Annotated in this window: 22 protein-coding genes; 7 read left to right on the top strand and 15 right to left on the bottom strand. The window is 64.4% G+C overall.

Annotated elements, in window-relative coordinates:
• Positions 1 to 55 precede the first annotated feature (55 nt).
• Positions 56 to 2,203 (top strand): tetratricopeptide repeat protein, encoded by a 2,148-nt coding sequence (locus tag VKQ35_RS19350; protein ID WP_324364361.1) that lies wholly within the window; start codon positions 56 to 58, stop codon positions 2,201 to 2,203.
• Positions 2,204 to 2,227: 24 nt separating this feature from the next.
• Here VKQ35_RS19350 and VKQ35_RS19345 read toward each other — a convergent pair whose 3' ends face one another.
• From VKQ35_RS19345 to VKQ35_RS19335, 3 genes are all read right to left on the bottom strand, one after another.
• Positions 2,228 to 3,040 (bottom strand): FkbM family methyltransferase, encoded by an 813-nt coding sequence (locus VKQ35_RS19345; RefSeq protein WP_324364360.1) that lies wholly within the window; start codon positions 3,038 to 3,040, stop codon positions 2,228 to 2,230.
• A 393-nt stretch (positions 3,041 to 3,433) separates the two neighbouring features.
• Positions 3,434 to 3,979, bottom strand: coding sequence for a DUF2239 family protein (locus tag VKQ35_RS19340; protein WP_324364359.1), 546 nt, complete (start codon positions 3,977 to 3,979; stop codon positions 3,434 to 3,436).
• A gap of 36 nt (positions 3,980 to 4,015) precedes the next feature.
• Positions 4,016 to 5,626 (bottom strand): recombinase family protein, encoded by a 1,611-nt coding sequence (locus VKQ35_RS19335; RefSeq protein ID WP_324364358.1) that lies wholly within the window; start codon positions 5,624 to 5,626, stop codon positions 4,016 to 4,018.
• Between the two features lie 169 nt (positions 5,627 to 5,795).
• On the opposite strand from VKQ35_RS19335, the gene VKQ35_RS19330 reads away from it, so the two are divergent.
• Positions 5,796 to 6,833, top strand: a complete 1,038-nt coding sequence (locus tag VKQ35_RS19330; RefSeq protein ID WP_324364357.1) for a response regulator — start codon at positions 5,796 to 5,798, stop codon at positions 6,831 to 6,833.
• 33 nt (positions 6,834 to 6,866) lie between these two features.
• Here the strand turns inward: VKQ35_RS19330 and VKQ35_RS19325 are convergent, their stop codons facing one another.
• Complete coding sequence (locus VKQ35_RS19325; protein WP_324364356.1) at positions 6,867 to 7,433, bottom strand: hypothetical protein; 567 nt, start codon at positions 7,431 to 7,433, stop codon at positions 6,867 to 6,869.
• Positions 7,430 to 9,121: a glycosyltransferase family 4 protein gene (locus tag VKQ35_RS19320; protein ID WP_324364355.1), complete on the bottom strand. Its 1,692-nt coding sequence runs from the start codon at positions 9,119 to 9,121 to the stop codon at positions 7,430 to 7,432. Before VKQ35_RS19320 ends, VKQ35_RS19325 begins: the two co-directional genes overlap by 4 nt.
• Positions 9,122 to 9,324: 203 nt before the next feature.
• On the opposite strand from VKQ35_RS19320, the gene VKQ35_RS19315 reads away from it, so the two are divergent.
• A complete protein-coding gene (locus VKQ35_RS19315) occupies positions 9,325 to 9,993 on the top strand; it encodes a PEPxxWA-CTERM sorting domain-containing protein (RefSeq protein WP_324364354.1) in 669 nt (222 codons plus the stop codon).
• Between the two features lie 167 nt (positions 9,994 to 10,160).
• Here VKQ35_RS19315 and VKQ35_RS19310 read toward each other — a convergent pair whose 3' ends face one another.
• Positions 10,161 to 10,358, bottom strand: coding sequence for a hypothetical protein (locus VKQ35_RS19310; protein ID WP_324364353.1), 198 nt, complete (start codon positions 10,356 to 10,358; stop codon positions 10,161 to 10,163).
• A 474-nt stretch (positions 10,359 to 10,832) separates the two neighbouring features.
• Between VKQ35_RS19310 and VKQ35_RS19305 the strand changes: the two genes are divergently transcribed.
• Positions 10,833 to 11,081, top strand: a complete 249-nt coding sequence (locus VKQ35_RS19305) for a hypothetical protein (protein ID WP_324364352.1) — start codon at positions 10,833 to 10,835, stop codon at positions 11,079 to 11,081.
• A 74-nt stretch (positions 11,082 to 11,155) separates the two neighbouring features.
• Here the strand turns inward: VKQ35_RS19305 and VKQ35_RS19300 are convergent, their stop codons facing one another.
• The 3 genes from VKQ35_RS19300 to VKQ35_RS19290 form a co-directional block, all read right to left on the bottom strand.
• Positions 11,156 to 11,497 (bottom strand): helix-turn-helix transcriptional regulator, encoded by a 342-nt coding sequence (locus VKQ35_RS19300; protein WP_324364351.1) that lies wholly within the window; start codon positions 11,495 to 11,497, stop codon positions 11,156 to 11,158.
• Positions 11,494 to 11,859 (bottom strand): type II toxin-antitoxin system RelE/ParE family toxin, encoded by a 366-nt coding sequence (locus VKQ35_RS19295; RefSeq protein ID WP_324364350.1) that lies wholly within the window; start codon positions 11,857 to 11,859, stop codon positions 11,494 to 11,496. The genes VKQ35_RS19300 and VKQ35_RS19295 overlap by 4 nt, the downstream gene beginning before the upstream one ends.
• Before the next feature lie 320 nt (positions 11,860 to 12,179).
• Positions 12,180 to 12,632 carry a hypothetical protein gene (locus VKQ35_RS19290; RefSeq protein WP_324364349.1) on the bottom strand — a complete coding sequence of 151 codons (453 nt, stop codon included), beginning with the start codon at positions 12,630 to 12,632 and terminating at the stop codon, positions 12,180 to 12,182.
• 55 nt (positions 12,633 to 12,687) lie between these two features.
• Here VKQ35_RS19290 and VKQ35_RS19285 point away from each other — a divergent pair, with 55 nt between their 5' ends.
• The gene (locus VKQ35_RS19285; RefSeq protein WP_324364348.1) at positions 12,688 to 13,530 is read left to right on the top strand and encodes a hypothetical protein; all 843 of its coding nucleotides are present in this window, start codon (positions 12,688 to 12,690) and stop codon (positions 13,528 to 13,530) included.
• A 55-nt stretch (positions 13,531 to 13,585) separates the two neighbouring features.
• On the opposite strand, the gene VKQ35_RS19280 is transcribed toward VKQ35_RS19285, so the two are convergent.
• Both VKQ35_RS19280 and VKQ35_RS19275 read right to left on the bottom strand, forming a co-directional pair.
• Positions 13,586 to 14,233, bottom strand: a complete 648-nt coding sequence (locus tag VKQ35_RS19280; RefSeq protein ID WP_324364347.1) for a hypothetical protein — start codon at positions 14,231 to 14,233, stop codon at positions 13,586 to 13,588.
• Complete coding sequence (locus tag VKQ35_RS19275; RefSeq protein WP_324364346.1) at positions 14,233 to 14,637, bottom strand: hypothetical protein; 405 nt, start codon at positions 14,635 to 14,637, stop codon at positions 14,233 to 14,235. The genes VKQ35_RS19280 and VKQ35_RS19275 overlap by 1 nt, the downstream gene beginning before the upstream one ends.
• A gap of 97 nt (positions 14,638 to 14,734) precedes the next feature.
• Here VKQ35_RS19275 and VKQ35_RS19270 point away from each other — a divergent pair, with 97 nt between their 5' ends.
• Positions 14,735 to 15,004, top strand: coding sequence for a helix-turn-helix transcriptional regulator (locus VKQ35_RS19270; RefSeq protein ID WP_324364345.1), 270 nt, complete (start codon positions 14,735 to 14,737; stop codon positions 15,002 to 15,004).
• Between the two features lie 4 nt (positions 15,005 to 15,008).
• Here the strand turns inward: VKQ35_RS19270 and VKQ35_RS19265 are convergent, their stop codons facing one another.
• From VKQ35_RS19265 to VKQ35_RS19250, 4 genes are all read right to left on the bottom strand, one after another.
• Complete coding sequence (locus VKQ35_RS19265) at positions 15,009 to 15,344, bottom strand: DUF3768 domain-containing protein (protein WP_324364344.1); 336 nt, start codon at positions 15,342 to 15,344, stop codon at positions 15,009 to 15,011.
• 36 nt (positions 15,345 to 15,380) lie between these two features.
• On the bottom strand, positions 15,381 to 15,605 hold the full coding sequence (locus VKQ35_RS19260) for a hypothetical protein (RefSeq protein WP_324364343.1): 225 nt from the start codon (positions 15,603 to 15,605) through the stop codon (positions 15,381 to 15,383).
• Between the two features lie 12 nt (positions 15,606 to 15,617).
• Positions 15,618 to 16,193: a site-specific integrase gene (locus VKQ35_RS19255; protein WP_324364342.1), complete on the bottom strand. Its 576-nt coding sequence runs from the start codon at positions 16,191 to 16,193 to the stop codon at positions 15,618 to 15,620.
• 67 nt (positions 16,194 to 16,260) lie between these two features.
• Positions 16,261 to 17,229: a hypothetical protein gene (locus tag VKQ35_RS19250; RefSeq protein WP_324364341.1), complete on the bottom strand. Its 969-nt coding sequence runs from the start codon at positions 17,227 to 17,229 to the stop codon at positions 16,261 to 16,263.
• A 394-nt stretch (positions 17,230 to 17,623) separates the two neighbouring features.
• Between VKQ35_RS19250 and VKQ35_RS19245 the strand changes: the two genes are divergently transcribed.
• Positions 17,624 to 20,812, top strand: a complete 3,189-nt coding sequence (locus VKQ35_RS19245) for a P-loop NTPase fold protein (RefSeq protein WP_324364340.1) — start codon at positions 17,624 to 17,626, stop codon at positions 20,810 to 20,812.
• The last annotated feature ends 260 nt before the right edge of the window (positions 20,813 to 21,072 follow it).

The following is a 21,072-nucleotide window of genomic DNA, read 5'->3' as shown; positions in this document are numbered from 1 at the left end:
TCGTCGGATTGCTGAGACGCAAGGCGCGCAGGGTTGGCAATGCCGGTGAGGACGTGTGAGCGGCGCAGATCTGGAAGCCGTCTTTGAAAAGGCAGCACAACGCCACAGGGCAAAGGATCTGTCCGAGGCAGAGAGGCTCTATGTCGCCGTCCTGACGGCCGAGCCCGAGCACGATCGCGCAGCTTTCAATCTCGGCGTCCTTCTTCTTGATAGCCAAAGGGCGGCCGAGGCCCTGCCTTATCTCGCCTTGGCCGCCCGCTTGAACCAGTCCCGCGCCCTCAACTGGCTGGCCTATATTCGTGCTCTGGCCGAGACTGGCCAGGCGTCGGCCGCGCTGCAAGTCCTTGACCGTGTGCGCCAACAGGGGCTGCAAGGGCCGGTGGCCGATCAGGCGGAAGCCACTGTCCGCCACCGCCGGGGCGCTGAGCTCTTGGGCTCGGGAGATGCGAGTGAGGCTGCAGCCGAATTGGCGCGGGCCGCGGCGCTCGTTCCCAACGCGCCACAGGTCCACGAAGACCTGGGCGTGGCGCTGAATCAGCTTGGGAGGATGGCAGAGGCGGAGGCCGCCTACCGCGATGCGCTCTCGCTCGATCCTGCGAGGCCCGATAGCTGGGCCAATCTAGGCGCGACGCTCGTCCGTCTGGGCAGGGACGACGAGGCAGAGGCTAGCCTGCGCTCGGCCTTGAAGCTGAAATCGTCGCATCCCGGCGCTCTACAGAATCTTGCGACGCTCCTACGCAACCAAGGACGGTCGGCGGAAGCCAGAGCCACGGCGAAAGAGTTGACCTGGGGCGATCGGACCATTGCGGGCGCAATGCAGCGCCTAGTGCTGCCGCCGATCTGCGATTCCCAAGACCAGATTGAGCAGGCTCGAGAGCACTATGGCGCTGACCTCCACGAGCTCGAGGGCGCGGGGCCCCTGGAGGATGACGGTAGGGATTTTTCACTGGCCTCGTTCTATCTCGCCTACCACGGCGCGGGCGATCGAGCGCTGATGGAACACCAGAGCGCCGCTCTGCGCATAGCTGCGCCGGACCTCAACCATGTCGCCGAGCACGCTCGCCGTTGGACAGCGCCGACCGGTCCGCGGATCAGGGTCGGTTTCATCTCAAACCTGTTTCGCGATCACACGATCGGGCGTCTGTACCGAGGTCACATCGAGCATCTCGATCGAAGCCGCTTCGAGGTGTTCGTTATCCACGGCGCCTGCTCGATCCGCGACGAATTTCGCGATCGAATCGACGGCAGCGCCGATGCGGCCGTGGTGCTGCCCGGCGATCTCGCGGGTAAGCGCAGCATGATCGAGGACCTCCGTCTGGACGTGCTCTTTTACCCCGATATCGGCATGGAATCGGAGACCTATCTACTGGCCTTCAGCCGGCTGGCGCCTGTGCAGGCTACCGCTTGGGGACACCCTGACACGACGGGGCTCGCGACCATCGACTACTTCCTTTCGGCCGACCGATTTGAACCGCTGCACGCTGAGGCGGAATATACGGAGCGGCTGATCCGGATGCGGCGCATCCCTTGCCTCTTGGGGTGGCCCTTCGAGGGACAGAAGGTCCAAAGGCCGGAGCGCGCGGCCGTCGGGCTTCCGGAGCGGGGCGCCCTCTACGGCTGTCCGCAAACTCTGTTCAAGTTCCATCCTGACTTCGATGAGGTGCTGGCCGCCATAGCTGCGGCGGATCGGACCGGCCGCATTGTTGTGCCGGCGGCCGAACAGGCTCGATGGACCGATCGGCTGCGGACGCGTTGGCAGGAGCGTCACCCGATCCTGCTCGAAAGCGTGGTATTCCTCCCTCGCAGCCCTCGCGAGGTCTTCCTGGGCCAACTCGCAAATTTCGACGTACTGCTCGATCCCTTGTACTTCGGCAGCGGGCACACGTTCTATCTTTCCGCCGCCGTCGGCGTGGCGACGGTCACGCTTCCGGGCGCGTTCGCGCGGGGCCGGGTGGTCGCGGGGGCCTATACTCAGATGTCGTTGGAAGGGGCACCCGTCGCCTCGGACCGCCAGGCCTATGTCGAACTGGCCAAGTCGATCGCCGGCGGTGCGCTGCCGGATCTACGCGATCGACTGCGCGAGGCCGCGCACCGTGAGCTGTTCGGTGACCATCGCGCGATCGATGAATTTGAGCGGTTCCTCGTCGAGGCGGTCGAAGCTGCGCGACGGGGTGAATGTCTCCCGAGCGGGTGGCCAGCCTAGCGCCAGATTGCTCGCCGAAGCCGGCTACCGAACCAATTTGACGGGCGATTTCCAGTTTCCTGGATCGATGCGTTCAAGGCCGCGCACATTGGTGCCAAGCTCTGACGGCGTGCAGAACATGTTCAGGCTCCCCACCGTTCCGAAGGCGTTTTCTGCGATTGCGTTGAAGTTGCTTTGGCTGAAGAGCCGCGGGGCGTGCCAGTAAAGGTCGTAGCCATATTCCGTGATGAGATCGATCAACGCCTGCTGGCGGCCCACTCGATCATTTTCCACATATAGCGCCGGACGGCATCGCCGGATTGTCCTTTCCGCGCCGCGCAGCACCTGCTCCTCAAGGCCCTCCACGTCGGCCTTGATCAGATGGCAGTGGGCGAGCTCAAGACCATCGATAGTGCGAAGCCTCGTAGCAATCCCGACATCGCCGGCCTCAGCCGCCTTGACGGAGACGCCGCCGAAATTTCCAGAAGCCGCGTAGTCGATGGGTGGGACCAGCGCGACGCCATCTGCCTCGCCGCACGCGTCGGGGTAGGCGAAAGCGTTGGTAACGCCATTGAGCGCAAGGTTCGCGCAAAGGATTTGGAAGATTCGCTGCTGCGGCTCGAACAGATAGATCGGACCGGGCGCGCAGGCCCTCGCCAAGGCGATGGAGTGTGCGCCGATGTTCGCGCCAACCTCGACGATGGTCATACCTGGCTTCGCCAACAGCGCCAGCGCCGCCCATTCCTCGGGGCAATATTCGCCATAGAGCTCAAGCGAGCGGGTGACGTACTGGTCGCCCGGCAGGGCGAGCATCGGGCCATGCCGAGTGGGAATCGGCGTGAGAAAAGCGTCGGTCATAGGACGGCAGCCTAATGGCGCCGCATGGCGAGAGCCATTCAAGACGACAGCTGATGGGCTCAGCATGTTGATTTTGAAAAATGAGATTGGCGCGAGGTTTCCAGTCGGCGCGCCGCGCCGCGGCTGGGTGGAGTTCCTTCGAGCTCAGAGATCGCTAACATCGGCTGCGGGGCGAGCCCATCAACAGCGATCCGCTGAGGACTACCTCCGCTTTGATCGCGTCGCGTTGAACTGGGCGATGACCGGCGGCGGCACATTCGTCACCTATGGCGACACACGCAGCCGCAACGGGACCGACAGTTTCAGCTAACCCTTCTACCTCCACTGGGACATCGAACTTGGCGACGGCCGGCCCAACGCGGGCTGGAACAAGTTCCTTAGCGCGTCGCCACCTCAGTTCCAAAGACTGAGCAGGTAGTCTCGCAAATCGGCTGGCCACGCCGCGCTCAGCTGATCAACGGCTTTGCCATCCCCACCAAATAGTGCGCGAATGGCTTCCTCATAGCCTGGTTGGTCGCCGCAAAGCGTGGTCATCGCCCGGTAGATTCGATCTTGTGCGGCGCGGAGCTCTGAGCCGTCGTCCGCGGTGCGCCGCGCCTGTTCGACTAAGCGGCGCAGCGCTGCCGAGGCGCCCCCGGGCTGCCCTGAGAGCCAGTCCCAATGTCGCGGCAGCAGTGTCACTTCACGGCTGGTCACGCCGAGCTTAGGTCGGCCACGTGGCGCCTTTGGCACCTCCGGAAGGAACGAGAATCTGGACTCGATGTCGACGGTCGAACCCTGAAGATTGAGGTCAACCGTCCGGCCCGTCGCGTCGTCGAGAATGGTCGGCTGCTCAGAAAGGTGGGCGTGGGCCGCGCGGGCCACCGTCTTGAGATCGCCGTGGGCAATCATTCGCTGACCTACGAACGCGGCGAACCTGTTGGGCGGCGGTGGTGCCATCGCCTGACTCTACATGAATATCGACCGGGTAGAAATCTAGGATGCGCTGGGCGGCCTTCGCCTTCTGCGCAACTTCGCGTCCCTGGCGCGATCTAGGAACTTTCCATCGGCGCCTCGCTCACGCGATGCGATCTGACGGGGCTGATACCCTACGCCGAGGTAGAAATAGAGGTCCTTGATACTGCCGAACCGACGCTGGTAGTTGCTGTAGCAAGGAATGGCGGGGTCGGCGTTGATCAGGCGCAGGCTCAGGTAGTTGTGGCGCTCATAGAGCGCTCTAAGGCCTTCCATCATCCCCGCATCGCTGTACTTCCACGCGAGCCGCCGCCGGGACTCGGACGGGTAGGGCGGAAAGTGGCCGATGAGCCGGAATGCAGCGTAAAGGCTGCCGAACCGTTCGGCATAGGTGATAGACGCGGGCACCCTTGTCTCTCCATCGACGATCCGGTGGGAGAGCTTTCCGCGTTCGGCCAGTAGCCACGCCAGGCGCTCAAGCATTTCCTGATCGGTGAGCCCGCGGTGGCGAGCCTGGAGTGCGAGCTTGTGATCGTAGCCGATCAGGCGATAGGTCGCGCTGAGGCTTCCAAACCGTTTGATGTAGGTGTTGGCGTTCGGGATCGTCTTGCAGTCACCGATGATCTTGCGACTGAGCATCCCTGTCCGCTGCCACAGCGCCCGCAGTCGCTTCAGCAACTCGTCATCGGTCAGGAGCAGTTTCGGCGGCGGGATGAGCCGCCGCGCCTGCATGAACAGCTTGCGATCGACGATCGGCGGAAACGCCTCGTCGAACCGGACCCAGGTCTCAGGTGGTTGAGGTATCGCCTTTCCGCCCAATCGCTTGTTCAGATATCCGAAGATATTGTTTCCAATGTATTTTTCGTTCGTGAGGACCGTCTTGACAGCCTTCTCACCCCAGGGGCGCCCAAATTCGTTCTGGACGCCATTGGCGTTCAGCTGATCTGCGATGGCGACCATGCTCAGCTTGCATACGACCCTCAGATGGAAGATTTGGCGCACAACGGCGACCTCTTCTGGCGGCCCCGGCACGAGCATTATGCGGTGGCCTTGGACGGCCTTGCGCTGGCCTTGTTCCAGGGTGACCAGCGGGTAGTCGCACTCGTCGAGCACCAGCCGTCGGATGCCGAACCCTGGCGAGCCTGACATTCGATATCCCTTCGATGCCAGTAGTCGCATGGCTCTCGCGACCTTGGCGCTGAGCTCGCGGCTATACTCCGCGGCCATCACCCGCTTCAGCTGCTTGACGATGGACGAGTAGATGCTTCCGTCGTTATCGAAGGGCTCCGCACAATATCTGACAGCGACGCCTGACGAGCGGCAGATGAACTCGTAGTGGGCGGACTCATCCAGGTCCTGGAATCGGCCCCAGCGGCTGATGTCCTGCACCAGGATGGTCGAATAGGGCAGGTCACCGGCGACCACATCGGCCAGCAGTTGCGAGAGCGCTGGGCGGCCTCTGAGTGTCAGTCCGCTCCGCGCATCATCGGTATAGGTCTGGACGACTTCATAGCCCCTCGAGACGGCGTATTCCCCGATGACCCGCGTCTGGTTCTCGATCGAGTAGCGCTGGTGATCTGTCGACATGCGGACGTATTGAGCCGCTGGCGTCAGGGCGGGGCGCGGATCCATATATCAACTCCGGGCTCGCGCCATTCTGCCTGAAGATGTGTCCACCCCCACGCTGAAATCCACGAAACCTTGATCCCGCCCAAGGTGGCGACCGAGCGTTCGCAGTCCGCATTAACGCGGCTTTGGCGAAGCCTCGGGCAATCTGCGCGACCGATCCTCCGAGGCGAGAATGCTGCGCGACTGGTTCGACGAGCGGTTCAGGGCGGCCGGCGCGAGGAGCTTCTTCTTCTCGCCGGTGCGGCTGGCCATGGCGGCCGTGCTGTGGGCGGTGCTGGGCCTGGGCGCGGGCTGGCCGGCGGCGGGGTTCTGGGTCGCAGCCGTGCTGCTGATCGAGTGGCCGATGCGCGAGCTGACGCGGCCCATGGCGCGGGGGCTGGACCTGAGCCGCTCCGAGGCTTTCGTCTGCATGGCGGTCTATGGGGTCGCGGTCTGCGCCTGGAGTTCGGCCGGCGCGATCCTGTGGTCGTCGAGCCATGTGGCCTGCCAGATCGCCGCGGTGGGGTTCTTCGGCGCGCACCTGCTCTACCTGAACACCTTGCATGGACGCTCGATGGGCGCGCTGGTTCCAGCCTTGCCGGGCCTGGCCGCGCCGGCGGTCGCGCCGCTGGTCGTTCCGCACTTTCACGGGACCGATCAGATCCTGGTCGAAGCCACCCTGCTGGCCGCGGTCGCGCAGGCGGCGATCAGCATCGCGGTGAACCTGCGCGCGGGGCGCAGGCCGGCGGCCGGCGAGGCGGCGACGCCGGACGTCCAGGCCACGCGCGGCGCGGGGAGCGCCGTCCTGCCGGTCTTCAACCGGCCGCTGCGGGTGCTGGCGGCGGAGGACAATGCGGTCAACCAGCTGGTGCTGAAGACTCTGCTGGCGCAGGTGGGCCTCGAGCCGGAGCTGGTGTCGGACGGGCAGGCGGCGGTGGACGCCTGGGCGCGCGAGCCCTGGGACCTGATCCTGATGGATGTACAGATGCCGCTGATGGATGGGCCGACCGCGGCCCGCGCGATCCGCGCGGCGGAAACCCAGAGCGGCCGGGCGCGGACCCCGATCGTGGCGCTGACCGCCAACGCCATGTTCCACCAGGTGGCCGACTATGCCGCCGCCGGCATGGACACCCATGTGGCCAAGCCGATCGAGGCCGCGGCGCTGTTCGAAGCTCTCAGCATCGTGGACGCACCGGCCGGGCGCGAGGGGCTGGGCGCGGCGGTCGCCTAGAAGCAAGAGGGGTCGGTTTGGTTGCGGTCGTTGCTACCCTCCCGCCTTCACCACCCTCAGTGTGATCTTCAACTCGCGGACGACGTTCCATTGGCTGGCGATCAGGCGGTCGAGGGCTTCGCGGCTCAGGTCGCCGCGCTGGAATTCGGAGTAGTAGGGCTCATCGATCACGCTGCTGGTCTGTACCAGCCGGAAGTCGACGCCGAGATAGTGGGCCAAGGGGGTGTTGGCGGCGCCGGCTTTCTGGGCGCGGTCGCAGCATTCGCGGTCGAAGAGCTGCAGCATCTGCGGGGTGATCGGGCGCACGTGCGTCGGGTCGCCGATGAAGTTGTCGTGGCGCGGGTGGGGCACGTTGATCTGGACGCGGCAGCCGTCGGCGGCGATGCGCCAGGTCTCGGCCATGATCGCCAGGAAGACCTTGGGGTCCGCGCCCATATGTTCGAGCGAATGGATGAATTGGATCTCTTCGGCCACATCGGAGGACCAGGGCCAGGGCGTCGTCTCAAGATCGAAGACCACGTCGGGCGAGCAGGCGGCCACGGCGTCGACGTTGACGAACCCGGGCAGCCTGCGCGCGCCGCAGCCCATGTTGAACTTCATGGCGCCTCGGCCTCCGCAGCGCTCAATTCCACGACGCCCATCTTCGCCATTGCGCCGATCACCGAGATGCCCCAACCGAGCGAGAGGGTGGCGGCGGCCGATAGGACGTCGACGGTCGACGGACCGTGCTCAAGAATCTCCCACATCGGCCGCGACAGGGACTCCGGCGCGCCGGCCCGAGGGAACAGCGGATCGGCGCTGCGCGCCAGATAGTCGTCGAAGGTCACACCCGGCCGCAGCGCGACCCTTGTCCTGGCGCCGATGAGGTGCGTCGGATAGTGGCCGAACTGGTCGAAGGGATCGAGGCGCGAGGACGGAATCTTCGGCGCAGCCCGCACCCAGGCGGTTTCGTCCTCGTTGCTCGCGGCGGCGACGCGGCGGCCGTTCAGTTCTCCCCACAGCGCCTGGTACTGCTTGTAGACCAGGGGCCAGTCATAGAGCTCGCGGGCGCGGGCGTAGCCGGCCTCGCCCATGCGCCGGCGCAGGTCCGGCTCCGCGACCAGGTCGGTCAGGCGATCGCTAAGCTGCTTGATGTCGACCGAGGTCGCCGCCGCAACCGCCCAGGTGTAGTTGTCGAAGTCGAGGATCTTGATCTCCTGGCGAAGCGCATAGGCGACGCCGGCGGCATTCGCCTCGGGCGCCCAGGTGTCGATGCGGAAGCCATCGACCCCATCGCGCACCGTGTCCTTGTAGCCGTTCCAGTCGGTGACCACGACCGGGAGACCCGCCGCCATGGCCTCGACCGGCGTCAGGCCGAAGGTTTCCTGGATGCCGTCGGAGAGTGAGATGAAGATGTCGCCCGCCGCCCAGGCGTTGCGGCGGGTTTCGTCCGCGCGGCTGTCGACGTGGAGGACGCGAACGTCGGGACCATAGCTGGCGGCGCCCTCCAGGTAAGCCTGTTCAAGGGCGTCGTTCGGCGCGCGGCCGCACAGGATCCCGACCACCTTCTTGCCGGTGCGCTCGGCGGCGGCCTGCAGGGCGGTGAACGCCGGATAGGGGTGCGACTTGCCGGCGAACAGCAGGCGGCCGACATAGAGGACGGCGACCTCGTCCTCGGCGATGCCAAGGGCCCGGCGGGCGGCGGCCTTGTCGTCGGCGGTGAAGGTGAAATCGCAGCAGTGGACCCCGAGCGGGATCACCGGCAGCTGCGGAAAGCACAGCCTCGCCTGAGGCCCAAACCGCCAGCGCAGGAAATCGGCCCGAGCTCCCAAGGTCCCATGGACCACCTGCAGGGCGGCCGTCGAGGTGCAGACGAGCGCATCCCAGGGCATGACCGCCTCGGTCAGCATTTCGGAGATTCCCTCGAGCGTGCCAGCAGTGGCGAGCGTGTGGGTGACGCCGCAAAGGGAATGTTTCGCGGGCCCGATGCGCTGGCGCAGCCGGGCATAGATCGCGAGCGTCGGGTCGGCGAGATAGATGACGCCGCGGCGCACCCCGATCAGATCCATCTTTTCGCCCGGAATCCAGACGGGCTCCGCCGCCCGGTCAAACTCCTTGACCATGGCAGTGAACCGCTTGGCGGAGTGTTCCATGGCCGTGTAGCCATAAACCCGCTCGTCGAGGCGGCCCTGGACGGCGGCGCGCAGGAAGCCGTTGCCCGCCGATTGGCGGCCCATGAGCCTGGGCCCGGTCAAGGAGAAGCCGTCGGGTTCGAAGCGGATGACCGCGTCGCTGGGTGGGTGCGCCATGCCGCTCTCCTAGCGGCCCTGGCTGGCCACGCAAGACCTGGCGCAGGGCGCCAGGACCGGGCGCGTTGACCCCAAGGCCGAGCTTTCAGGGCGCCCGCGGCGGCATGGCGGCTCACTCGCCCTCTGGGGGTAGGGAATTGCGGCGCTCCTGGAACCCAATAAGATTTCAATATGCGCGCTCAGCGCGAGTAGGGGGAGTTCTCATGAAGACCTATTTCGGCGCGCTCGCCGCGCTCGCCGTCGTCGCGTCAGGCGCGCCGGCGCTGGCGGACACGCTCTTCAATTCTGGAGCCGCGATCCCAGGCTCAGGCGGTCCGGACTTGGCCGAGTTCAACGCGGCTGATCAATTCACGCTGGTGAAAGCCTCGACGATCACCGGCGGGACCTTCGATTTCAGCGACAGCAGCGGAACGCTGCCGGCGAACCTGACGTACACGTTCTACGCCAATGGCGGCGTGGCGCCGCACGGCCCGCCGGGGACGGCGCTGGCCACCGGTGCGCTGATCATCGACGACAGCTTCTATATCGGCGACCCGGGTCAGACGCCGCACTACAAGGCGATCTTCACCCTGGCGTCGGCCTTCGTGGCCGATGCGGCGACGCAATACTTTTTCGGCATCCATTCGCCCTCGTTCGCCGACGATGTCAGTTGGGTTGAGTCCAACTTCCGCCCGGCGGTCGGCTTCTACGAGGCGAGCAAGTTCGATGACCCCAGCGAGCCGACGCACTGGCGCAGCGAGGACCAGACGCTGGCTTTCAGCCTCACTGGCGCTGCGCTCCCAGAACCGGCGTCCTGGTCGCTGATGATTATCGGATTTTCCAGCCTGGGTGCGATGCTGCGGCGATCACGCCGGCGACCAGCAACAGGATGAGCGGCGTCACGGCGACCGCCCAGCCGGTGGCTTGAACTTCCAGCCAGCGGCCCACCTTTAGGGTGAGGGTTGTCCGAGTGGGATTGCGGCGAGGCATGGCGGCAGAATACCTCCGCTGCGCCCAATCACCGAAGAAAATCGTAGAAAATATACGAGTCGTCGCCCGGCTATTGGCGCATGGAGCGATCGCCATTGCGGGCGCGGCGGTTCAAGAGGTCGGCGGTGTGCTGCGCGTCTTCCTCGCTCAGGCCCGTTTGCGGGACCATGGCGATAACGGCGGGCTCGCCCGTCCAGACCTCGTAGACGGTCCAGTCGGTGCGGTCGCGACGCAGCGCGAAGCGTTGGGTTTTGCGCTCTTCGGCCATGGGTTGAAGCCTGCCACAGCCGCGGTTCCCGGCAAGTTAAGGCGTCGGTCGGGCGTCCTCGCCGAGGCGGTCTTATGCGAAACATCTTGAGAACCCCGGAACAAGAAGAGTTTGAGTTCGAGGGCGTCCCGAGATCCACAGAGTTCGACGCTAGTGGCTCTTACTGAATGAGCATTATCCGCCAACATTCTGGCCGGAGCTCCAAGTCGTCTTCGGGACGAATGCGCGTCTGTCAAATCCGCTGAAAAGCGATCCGCAACGATCGGTCAATGCGGACGATCCAAGCGTCAAACACGGAGGTTGGCGGCCCGAATACCTTTTTTCTCCGGGACGCGCGATCCAGACGCCAACTCTCAATTTGTTGCATCAGTTCGACAACTTCGAACAGCTGATGCGCGAGACCCCATGCGAAAACGTCTCAATCCAACTCGGCTGTTTTCGAGTTCCGTGGAGGCGCTCCCAAATCTCCGAAAGGTGCTGAAACACGCCGCGAAAATGCGCGCCAACAACGTGCGCGATCCCGAGATTGTCGAAACTCTGGTGCGAGCCGCCGTCGAGATCACCCTGGCGGGAGACCCGAAGTTCGAGAACGCTTGCCACTTCTTCGATGCGATCCAAGTGCTGCTCGGGGCGTATCACGACTTCGGCCGATATGATCCGCGCGCGGGAGGCATGTCGAACTTGGGGGTTCGTTGGCGAGCGATGCTGGAAGCCGACGAATAGATTGTACTGAGGGCGACAGCGGGCTGTTGTTCCAAGATCGCGCCGTCGTGGGTTCAGGATGTGGTCCGGACGCCCTAGGCGAATTCGAGCTCGACTCTTCCCGCGGCCTCTGGAGCCGGATGGTGCTCGACTCGAATGGTGATGTGAGCTCCGAGACTAGCGATGGCGTGCAGCAGCTTGTCAGTGGAAATGTCTGCAATCTTGCCCTTGAAGAGCTGCGAAAGGCGCGGCTGCGGTATGTCCACGAGCCGGCTCAACTCGCTCTGGGTTAGAGCTCGTTCTTTCTGAAATCGATAAATCAATCCGACCAACTCGGCCTTGTGACTTAGCTCTTTGGCCGTCCCTGCGTCGAAGCCGATGTCTTCAAAGACATTCCCGCCGCCGACTTCGAACTCGATAGTTTCATCGGCGCTCATGGCGTCTTCCCTTGCTGTTGGCGATGAAGCGCCCTGGCGTCTTTCAAGCGCTTCGCAATCAGATCTAGATCCGGCTTCGGCGTCGCTCTCCCGCTCTTCGACTTCTTCTGGAAGCAATGCAGGACGTAGACGAAACCCTGCATTTCGACCGTGTAGACCGCTCGGAAGGTGTCGCCATCGTGATCCTCCGAGAGCTGGACCGCTCCCTTAGCAGCGCCCTTCAGAGCCTTGGCGCCGGGGTCCCGACCTTCCTGGACCGCATGGAGAGCTCCACCGAAGTCCTTCCTTACGGACTCCGGCATGCCGGCCAGATCATCGCGACTGCCCCCCATCCAGACAATTTGCTTCCTAGTGATCGTCATTGTCTATACCAGTTCTGGAATAGGGGCAATGCGCACCGACTTGGATCGCTCAAGCTCGCCCAAATTGAGCCCAATCCCCTACCGCCCATCGATCTGCAAATTCTGCGAGTTCCTTGGTCAGAGACCGCGCGATCGCATCTTTCATAGAACGCTGATCGCCAGAGCCATGAGATTCTGCACGTCATCGATTTGGACATGATTTGTGGACGGGCCCTATCGTGATTGGTCCCGCGTGAGCCTCCTCATCAATCGCCGACTAACGGTCTGAAAGACGTTGTTTCGAAGCTCGCGATAAATTGCGATCTCGCGAAGTTCGCCATTCAGTAGACGAGCACCAGGTCGAACGATTGGACTGAGCACAGGGCCTTAGTGACGTACTTGGCGACGGCCTCCGGGTCGCGGATGATCTGGGCGTCAAATTGCCCCGACGGCCGCATCTTGCCCCAGATTGCACGGCCTTGATTGAGCGCGGCGACCAGCAAATCGTCCGGCCCGGCGATCGGAATGTGCCAATGCAGGTTCGACGCTAGATGCTCGACGAAACCGTAGGCCCGTAGCCGCTCATGAGGCGGCCATTTCGCCCATCTACTCCCATGACCCACCCGTTCCACACGCTTGAGGAACTCCTTGCACCGCTCAAGTGCCGTCTCCGGCCTCATCTCGAGGCCGAGGACGAGTGTGACGAAGACGCGCGGTTCGAGATTCAGGACGGCCTCGATGTACGCTTCTCTGCGCTGGACGATATCGGAATGGCTGGTGAGGGCGTTTCCCATGGTTCTCCTTTCGGTCTATAATGTCAGTTGAACATACACATTGGATAGGTGGATCATGGCAAGAAAAGTCTCTGGGCCTCTAAAGCGTCTCACCCCAGGTGAGCAGAAGGCGCTGAGGCGGAAGTCCAAGTCTCGGGCCGAAATTGCGGGCCGCAGTTTCTTCCACGGTCTCGACGTGAGCCTTCGCCCCGATGGCGGCGATCGGGTGAGTGAAGCGCAGTTCCAAAAGATCGTCGCGCAGTTGGAAACCTATCGCGAGGAAATCACCTACGCGCACGTCAGAGCGTCGAACGAGAACTACTACAAGGCGCTGTCGAGACTTTACGCTTTTGCTCGCGAGGTCGATCGCTGGCCTGTGAGCGATCGAGAGCGATTGATTGTGGCGATTCAGAAGGGTCGGATGCATTCCAAGCAGACGCTGTTCCATGTTCTGCTGCGAAGCTTCATCAAGTACCCCGATGCAAGCGCTCGATCGGCCTTGAGCCGCGATGCGCGCGCCCTGTTGCGCGCAGCCAAGCTTGGTCTCACCGCGAAGGATTTTCAGAAAGGTTCTGGGGGCGGCTTCTCGGGCCTGGACCGGATGGCGCGGGAATATTCGGCGAGCCAACGGAAGGGCGAGTCGGGTCCTCGGCGGGCACCGTCGGGTAAGCCCCGTCGCCAGGAAAAGCCGGCCCAGCTCGTTCGGATTCCGCTACGGGGCAAGATCACCGATCAACTGACGCAAATGGGCGAGTACGTATTGGTTGTGACCTCGATGGGCGATGGCGGCCCGCCCTATTTGGAAGGATGGGGAAAAGTGAGTGACATGCCCTGTCTCGATCGGGATCGCGCGACGCGTCACGCGGCTTTGGCTATCGCCAGGATCCGGCGGGAATTGTCCGATTCCGACGAAGAATGAGCAACGAAGTGTAGTTGGTGACTTTCACCCGATCCGGGGTGGGGTAGGGGGCCGGTCAGCGGCCGAGGATGTCCGCAGGCGCCGTGAGCGGGGCGTTGTCCAGGGTGTCGTCGGGCAGGGCCGCATAGCCGAACCGGGCGGCGAAAGCCGGCGCGTCGTTCCCCGGCTCGCGGACGCCGTGACAGGTCTGGGCGTAAAGCGCGAAATCGCTCTCCAGCACCCCGGGAAGGTCGCCATCGGCCCGCAGCGGCAAAAGCGTGGTCTCCAGCCGATGATGGCCGTCTTCGGTCATCACTGTCGGAAGCGACGTCGAACAGAAGACCCACACGGCGTGCGGTGAGGCGGCCCATTTGATCGGTTGGTTCTTCGCGGACTCGCCGCCCAGCAGGCTCAGCTGGTAGAGCGTCCCGCGCGCACTGCGGCCGAGCACCTTGCGTCCGACCTCACGGCTCCACGAGCAGCGGTCCATGTGGCAGCCGCCCGGCTGGCTGCTGGCATCGGCAAGAGGTCTTGCGGAATCCGAAGGGAAGCCCCCTGGAATCGGTTGCGCGGTCGGCGATGTCGCTGGCGCGTCTCCCGCGCCGCCGGTCATGCCGTCGCGGAGCAGACTCGTATGGGCGAGGTAGCCCGCTGCGCCGGCGGCGAGCGCCGTGGCGAGCAGAAGACCGGCCAGGGCCATCGGTGAGGTTGTTTGCGCAGCCATCACTGCCCCCCGCCGACGAGTGCGGTCACCAGGGTGGCCGACTGCGAGCATTCGCTGGCGTCCGGACCGAGCAGACCCTGCAGCATGGCGCTCTTGAAGAGTTCGGGGTCGAGGGCGTTCATTTGCCGGGCCAGCTGGTACTGGTGATCCAGGCTGCGGCGGTCGTGGTTTGCGTCTAGGGCCTTCATTTGGGCGCAGAGCGATCGGTATTGGCTCGCCACGGCTTCGACGGCCCGGTCGTGCGCCGCGAGGGGATCGGTTGGGATTGACGCGGTCACATGTTCGCCCACCGCAGCACTCGCGCCGCTCGCCGGATGGGGCGGCGCCCAGGGGCCGGCGGCCCGCCAGCCGACCGCACCGCTCGCGCCCGCGACCAGCAGCAACGCGACAATGGGAGTCTTCATGGACTTTCCTTGAGCTGGAGGTTCATGGGGTGTCAGCCAAGCTTAAGCGAAAAAGTGCCAAAGTCGCACCTTTGGCGATGCGTGCCATCGAAAGCAGATGGCGAGGGCGGCCCGACCGAGCACAGAGTCGTTCCACTCCGCGGAGTACGAGCGCTTCGCCAAGCGACTGCGCACGGCCCGCGAAAACGCCGGCCTCACTCAGGCTCAGGTCGCCGAGGCGATCGGCAAAGACCGCACCTATGTCGTGAAATACGAGGGGCGAAATCGGCGGCTCGACGTAATCGAATTTCTGCGGATCGCGCAGGCCCTCGGTCTGGACGTCGCGCAATTCCTCGCAGACCTGCAGGCCGGTCGGGAGGGCTTGTGAGGGCCTAGTATTCTTCGGCCAACATGACGGTCAGCAGGCGCCCGCACACGGTCTCGTCCGCGGGGTCTTCGGCGGCCTGGGTGAACGAGGGGTCGTAGTAGTCGATCTTCCAGAACAACCGGATGCCGCAAACGTCGACCGAGCCGAAGTCGTGCTCCTGGTAAGGGTCGTCGCCGTCGTCAAAGCTGTCGACCGAACGGATCTTCTCGATGGTTTGGTAGACGAACAGGGGGCCGAGTTCGGCGACACCCGCCGTGATCATCCGGCGACCGCCGACGTCATCTCGACGCAAGCGATCGTTGAGCGCGCGGATGCGCGCCGTCCTCTCGTCATCTGTCATGGGAAAGCCTCTGAAGATGGGCGCACCTGCCGCGGGTCAGGCCGCGGCGTCGAGTTGCTGCACGGTCAGCACCAGCACGAGGCCGGCGGCGAGCAGATTGTCGCCGCAAGGCGAAGCAGGCTGTACGGCGTGCCGTTCGAAGGTGATCCGCACGAAGGCGCCGGTATCGAGATCGACCCCTGAGAAGGCCGGGTCCGGGGTCATCTCGATGCGGTCGAGCGCGATGGCGATCGGGTCGATGTTGGGCAGTCGCTTGAGCATTGAGGATCTCCGTCAGAGGAAGCGCACGAGGCGCTGTTGGGCGAGGGAGTCGCCGTCGATGTAGCCCTGGGTGGTTTCGATGGAGCGGTGGCCGGCGAGCAGCTGCACGTCGCGCAGGCTAGCTCCTGCGCGATGCGCCGATCGGGCGGCCTGGGTAATGAAGGTCCGTCGACCGCTATGCGACGAACATCCCGCGGCGCCGACGCGGGCGTAAAGCGTCACGAAGTAGTTGACGACGCTGTTGGCGCGCAGGCGCCCGCCGCGGGCCGACGCGATGACGTGCTGGGATCGTGGGGCGGCCCCTCGCAGTTGGCGCAGCGCGGTCCGCAGTTCCGGGTGAAGCGGGATGCGGCGTCCAGAGCCTCGCTTGGCGATGGCATCGCGAAGCTCGATGGTCCGGCCAATGCGGCCGCACGCGTCCAGCACCATCGACCATTCGAGCCCGGCGATCTCGCAGGCCCGCAGACCGGCCCTGACCGAGAGCAGCACCATCGCGCGGTCGCGCTCGGGAGTGGTCGAGCGGCCGGCGGCCGAGAGCGCGCGCTTCAGAATGTGGGCCGACAGCGTCTTCGCCTGGCGTCCAGGCATGGCAGATCTCCTTTTCATGGGCTGAGGTTCAGAACTCGCGCGGCGGGGAAGCGCCGCAGTGACGCCGTTAATCGACGGCGAACAGACGAACGAGCGCGGCGATCGCCCCGCCCGCCAAGCTCACGTGGAAGCCCGCCATCGGCCGAAGCGTCTCGGCGCGACGGTGCGGGCCCAGAGTCAGGTGGCGGGCGCCTACGCGCCACGACGCCAAAGAGTGGTTGAACGGGTCTGCGGGCAGACCGTGGGCGAAATGGGCCGCCCCGACCGTCAGCGCTCCGCCAAGGGCTGCGCTCGCTCCGGCGATGCCGTGCCGTTGCCAGCGCAGTTCTCTGCCCGGCCGCTCGAAGCCGTGGATAGCCACGAATTGCACGTTGGGCTGGCTGCGGAACAGCAGCCTGTCGAACCCGCTCAGGTAGGCGTTGCGAGCCTTCCGCCCGAATGGCCGCCAGCGGTCACTCTCGTCGCTCACGTAGCGCATCGTGCGCCGCTTCCCAGTCGGGCCGAGCTTGAGTTCGGCGAGCAGGAAGGCGTCGTAGCAGACGCTCAGCAAACCGTTGCGGCCGTAGGGCAGGGCGACAACACGGCCCGGGTCGGCGGCGTCGCGCTCAAACAGCAGATAGGGGGCGCGGCCCCAGCCGTGTGTGTCGCCGTCCGACGGGAAGATCTTGCGGGCGAGGCCCGCGACGCCCAGTGGGCCGAACGCCACCAGCAACTGGTCGCCGCGGAAGCCCCAGTTGGGGTTGCGGCTATCGACGCCGACCACCACGAGGCAGCCCGGGGAGGGGCCGTGGAGACGAGAGGCGGCCGTTCGGCAGGTGCTGGCGAAGTCTTCGTCGTCGAGCCGTCGCGCTCGCTCGCTCGCGTCGAGCGGGCCGTACCATTCGTCGGAGCGGAAATAGCCGGCCGGGAGCAGAACGGCGTCGAGATCGCGCCAGCGTCGCCGACGGATCTCACGCGCCACGAGCGCAAGCAGTTCTTCTCGAAGGCGGTTTTGTCGGAGTTGCGCGCAGGGGCGCCCGGTCACGCAGACGGCCACGACCCGAGCCCCACGCGCAGGGTGGGTCTTGGGCATGATTTTCCACGCGCTGTTTGTGTCTAGCTTAAGTTACTGGAATCGTTGCAGAAAGTCAACTAGGTCCTTGAAAATATTGACGTAGTTTGAATTTCGTAGCGCGAGGACTTTCTTCGGTCGGGCTCCACCCAGAGGTCATTGCTGACCGGAACTTGAAGCGGTCGGCGCTGGTAAAAAAGGGCGAGTCCCAGCGCTCTGCTGGGTGAGTAGGCTGCACAGTCGGACTGCCGATGGCAACGGATTGCGCGCCGATCAAGATCGCCCTGGGCGGCTCGTCGACAGGTTAGTCCCCACGCTCGTCTTGGTTGCAGCCGACAGCTGAGCGCGACACACTCCCCCGCGACGCACGGGGGGAAGTATGGCCGCACCACGAAGGCCAGGAGCCAGCGAGGCGGATGCGCACGAAGCGCTTCGCTCGATGGTGCGCAAGGTTGAGCGGGCCGCGAAGCCCGCTTCAGCCGGGTACGACGTGACGCTGTCTAGTGGCGGGGCGGGGGAAAAGGCGGCGGCCTTCGAGGGCGCGGGAGGTGGAAGTGCGGCCGCCCCGTTGGTTGATGCCGCAATGGCAGTACCGATGCCGAGCGCGGTGCGAGCGCGGAAAAAGCCAATTCGATCGAGTGAAAAGACGCGGCCGGCCGGATGGATCTTCTATGCGACGCCGGCGCGGTCGCACGGCGATTGGATGCGGGAGATTCAGCCGGGCCGCTTGATGTTCTGGCAGCACGGGCTCGCAAAATACACGACCGGCGGGGCGACATACAGCAAGACGATACGCCGCGGTGACACCGTAGTCGTGGTGACGGGCGAAGACATTGTCGCCACAGCGATCGTTGCGGCGGCAGGAGATAAGAAGTTCATCGGCCGCGAGAACACCCGCTGGTGGCCGATTCTGTTTGTGGATGTCTTCAAACAGCCGCTTCCCCGCAAGTTGGTCGAGAACCTTCTTGGCCGAAACCTAGTCTCCAACCAGGGTTCGGTTCACGCGCTTGATGCTCCGTCGCTGCAGCTAATCTCGGGGGAAATCCAGACCTGGTCCGATGGATCTTTGGCACTACCGATTTCGACCCAGGTAGTGCGCCGCCGACTGATCGACGGGGAACGACTTCAGGATGCGTTGGCGCGTACACCAGACATCCAGCCCGACGCTGCAACGCGGGCGGGGCTGGGTATGTCGCCGGCTGCCGTAGTTCAACCAGATGCGCTCCCGAAGGTCTTTAACGATCGGCATGACGTGCCGGACCTGCTGAGGATCGATCCGGAGGTTACCGCATTTGCGAGGCTCGCCATCAGTCGCGGAATCGATCCGCCGCTCGCGGTGGGCGTGTTTGGCGACTGGGGTTCCGGCAAATCCTTCTTCATGGAGAAGGTTAAGGCGAAGATTGACGCGATGACCGCGATCGCCGCGGACCCGTCGCACGCTAGCCACGCAGCACTTCATCACGACGTGCCTCAGATCCGCTTCAACGCCTGGCACTACATCGAGACCAACCTTTGGGCGAGCCTGGTCGAATTCATCTTCGTCGAGCTCGACCGTTGGCTGAAGCAGCGGAACGTGCCGGCCGCCGACGTGGATGCCCTATTCGACAGGCTGGCCACTTCCCGACAGTTGAAACTTGATGCCTACCGGCAACTCGTCCAGGCGCAGAAGACTGCAGCCGAAGCACGGTCGGCCCTTGAGTTCGCTCGAGCCGAGCTCCGCCAAGCATTGCACACGCCGCTGAGCGCGGAGGAAGTGTGGTCCGCTGCGGCAGGCAGCTTTATCGCAAATTTGACGGGGGAGGATCGCGCCGGGCTCGCCGCCGTCGCGGGCGCCGTTGGGGCGGCGGACCTCGAGGCCTCTGGCGAGGCGGCGGCGAAACTCGTCCGAGATGCCGCGCAGCGGGCGGTCCGCGGGCGAATGATCCTGGATTCGATTGTCGCGCAGGCTGGCACGGCCCGAGGCGCTGCTGCGATCGTCCTGGTTCTCCTGGGACCCGCGACCCTGATGCTAGGGGTGGGCTGGCTGTCACATGCTCACGCCGCCGAAGCGCTACATGAGACGCTGGTTGGATTGGCGGGCACGCTGAGCGGCCTGGTGCTGTTGGGCCGTCGTGCGCTCAACGCGGCTCAGCGCCGGCTTGCTGTGTTGGACGGACTTCGAAATCGCCTCAATGCGGCTGTGCTCTTGGCGACGCAGAAAGAACACGAAGAGGCGTTGGCCGCGGAAGCTGTCGCGACTGCGGCAGGGCAAGCCGTCGCTGAAGCTGAGCGACGCGCGACGGAGGCCACAGATCGCGTGGCCGAAATCCTCCGTGAACAGGATGAGCTGTCGTCCAGCGGTCGGCTGAACCGCTTCATCCGCGAGAAGGTAACCAATGGCGACTACGCGAAGCATCTCGGCATTGTCGCCAGCATCCACAAGGATTTCGGTCAGCTTAGCGCTCTCCTGCAGGCACAGAGCGCTGGCGACACCGACGCGAGCAAGGGTGCGATGGAAATTGCCGCCGCAGCTTATCTGAAGTCGGCCGAAGCTCTTATCCAAGATGCAGAGCAGGCCGGGGCGCCGCTCAGCGCGGCACAACGGGCTGAACTTCTGGATGCCGACGCCGAAAAGCATCCCACGCCGAACATAGGGCGCATTGTGCTCTACATTGACGACCTTGATCGGTGTCCACCGGAGAAGGTGGTGGACGTCCTTCAAGCGATCCACATGCTGCTGTTCTTCCCGCTATTTGTTGTGTTTGTCGCTGTCGATGCGCGATGGCTGAAGCGATCACTGGGTATCCGCTTCCCGGACTTGATCGCGACGGGCGCGCCTCCGGTGGACGACGAGGGTAGCGGGCCGGGCGACTCTGCCGCGAAGGCGCCGGATGCTCAGGATTATCTGGAGAAAATCTTCCAGATTCCGTTCTGGGTGACGCCCATGAGCGAGCAGCAGAGTGGCCGCTTCGTGTCCCGCCTTACGCAGGACTTGGTCGTGGCCTTACCCCTTAGGCCATCTGGCCGCGCTGACGTCGGGGCCGGTCCGGTGGGTGCCGCACCAGTCGAAAACCCCAGGGTCGATGAGACGTCGAAGTTGGAATCTGATGAAGTGGACTTCGTGCTGGACGAGCCCCTGCAGGCCGAACCCGAGGACTTGGACGGGGAGTTGACGGCGATCACCCTGACCTCTGAAGAGCAGCGGGCCCTCGGCGCTTTCGGGGCGCTGCTTGGCGGCTCCCCGCGGCGCACGAAGCGGTTTGTGAATACCTACCTGTTGATCAAAATAGCCATGCGCGAGGATGCACGGAATAAGAATCCCGAAGACGTTGCTTGGCCCGTCGCCGCAATGCTGGCTGTCGTAGTTGGCGCCCGCGGAGCGGCTCGCCCCTTCTTCGCTGCAATTGACGCATTGGCGGACGAGAGGCTTCCGATCACGAAATTTCGCGCGGCGGTTGAGGCGTCGACCGCCGGCCCTGATGGCACGCGCCTCCGCGCGATCCTTCAAGGAATGTCCGCGCACTCAGAAAGCTACCAGCCTGACGATCTCTTATCGCTCTCCCCGATTGTACGTCGGTACGCATTCTAACGCCCTGGTCAGAGGCGTGCTGAACCCTCGGCTCATGCATGGAGCCGCCGCTCACTAGTCGAAACGAGCAAGTCCCAAATTCACTCATCTCAGACCTTCCGAGAGTCCGCTTTCGGGACTGACGCAAATGTCCGCTCCCGGCGCAACTCGGACGTGACCGTCATCCTCCGAGCAGGCTTGTGCCGCGCGATAGTGCGAACCTACAAAAGCGCACTGAGCCAGCGCACCTTTCTGAGAGCGGCTCTATCACCGATAGCCGC

It is taken from the genome of Phenylobacterium sp., from assembly GCF_035309685.1.
Lineage (GTDB): Bacteria > Pseudomonadota > Alphaproteobacteria > Caulobacterales > Caulobacteraceae > Phenylobacterium.
Note: the sequence above shows the minus strand (reverse complement) of the source record. Positions and strands in the feature narration are given on the sequence as shown.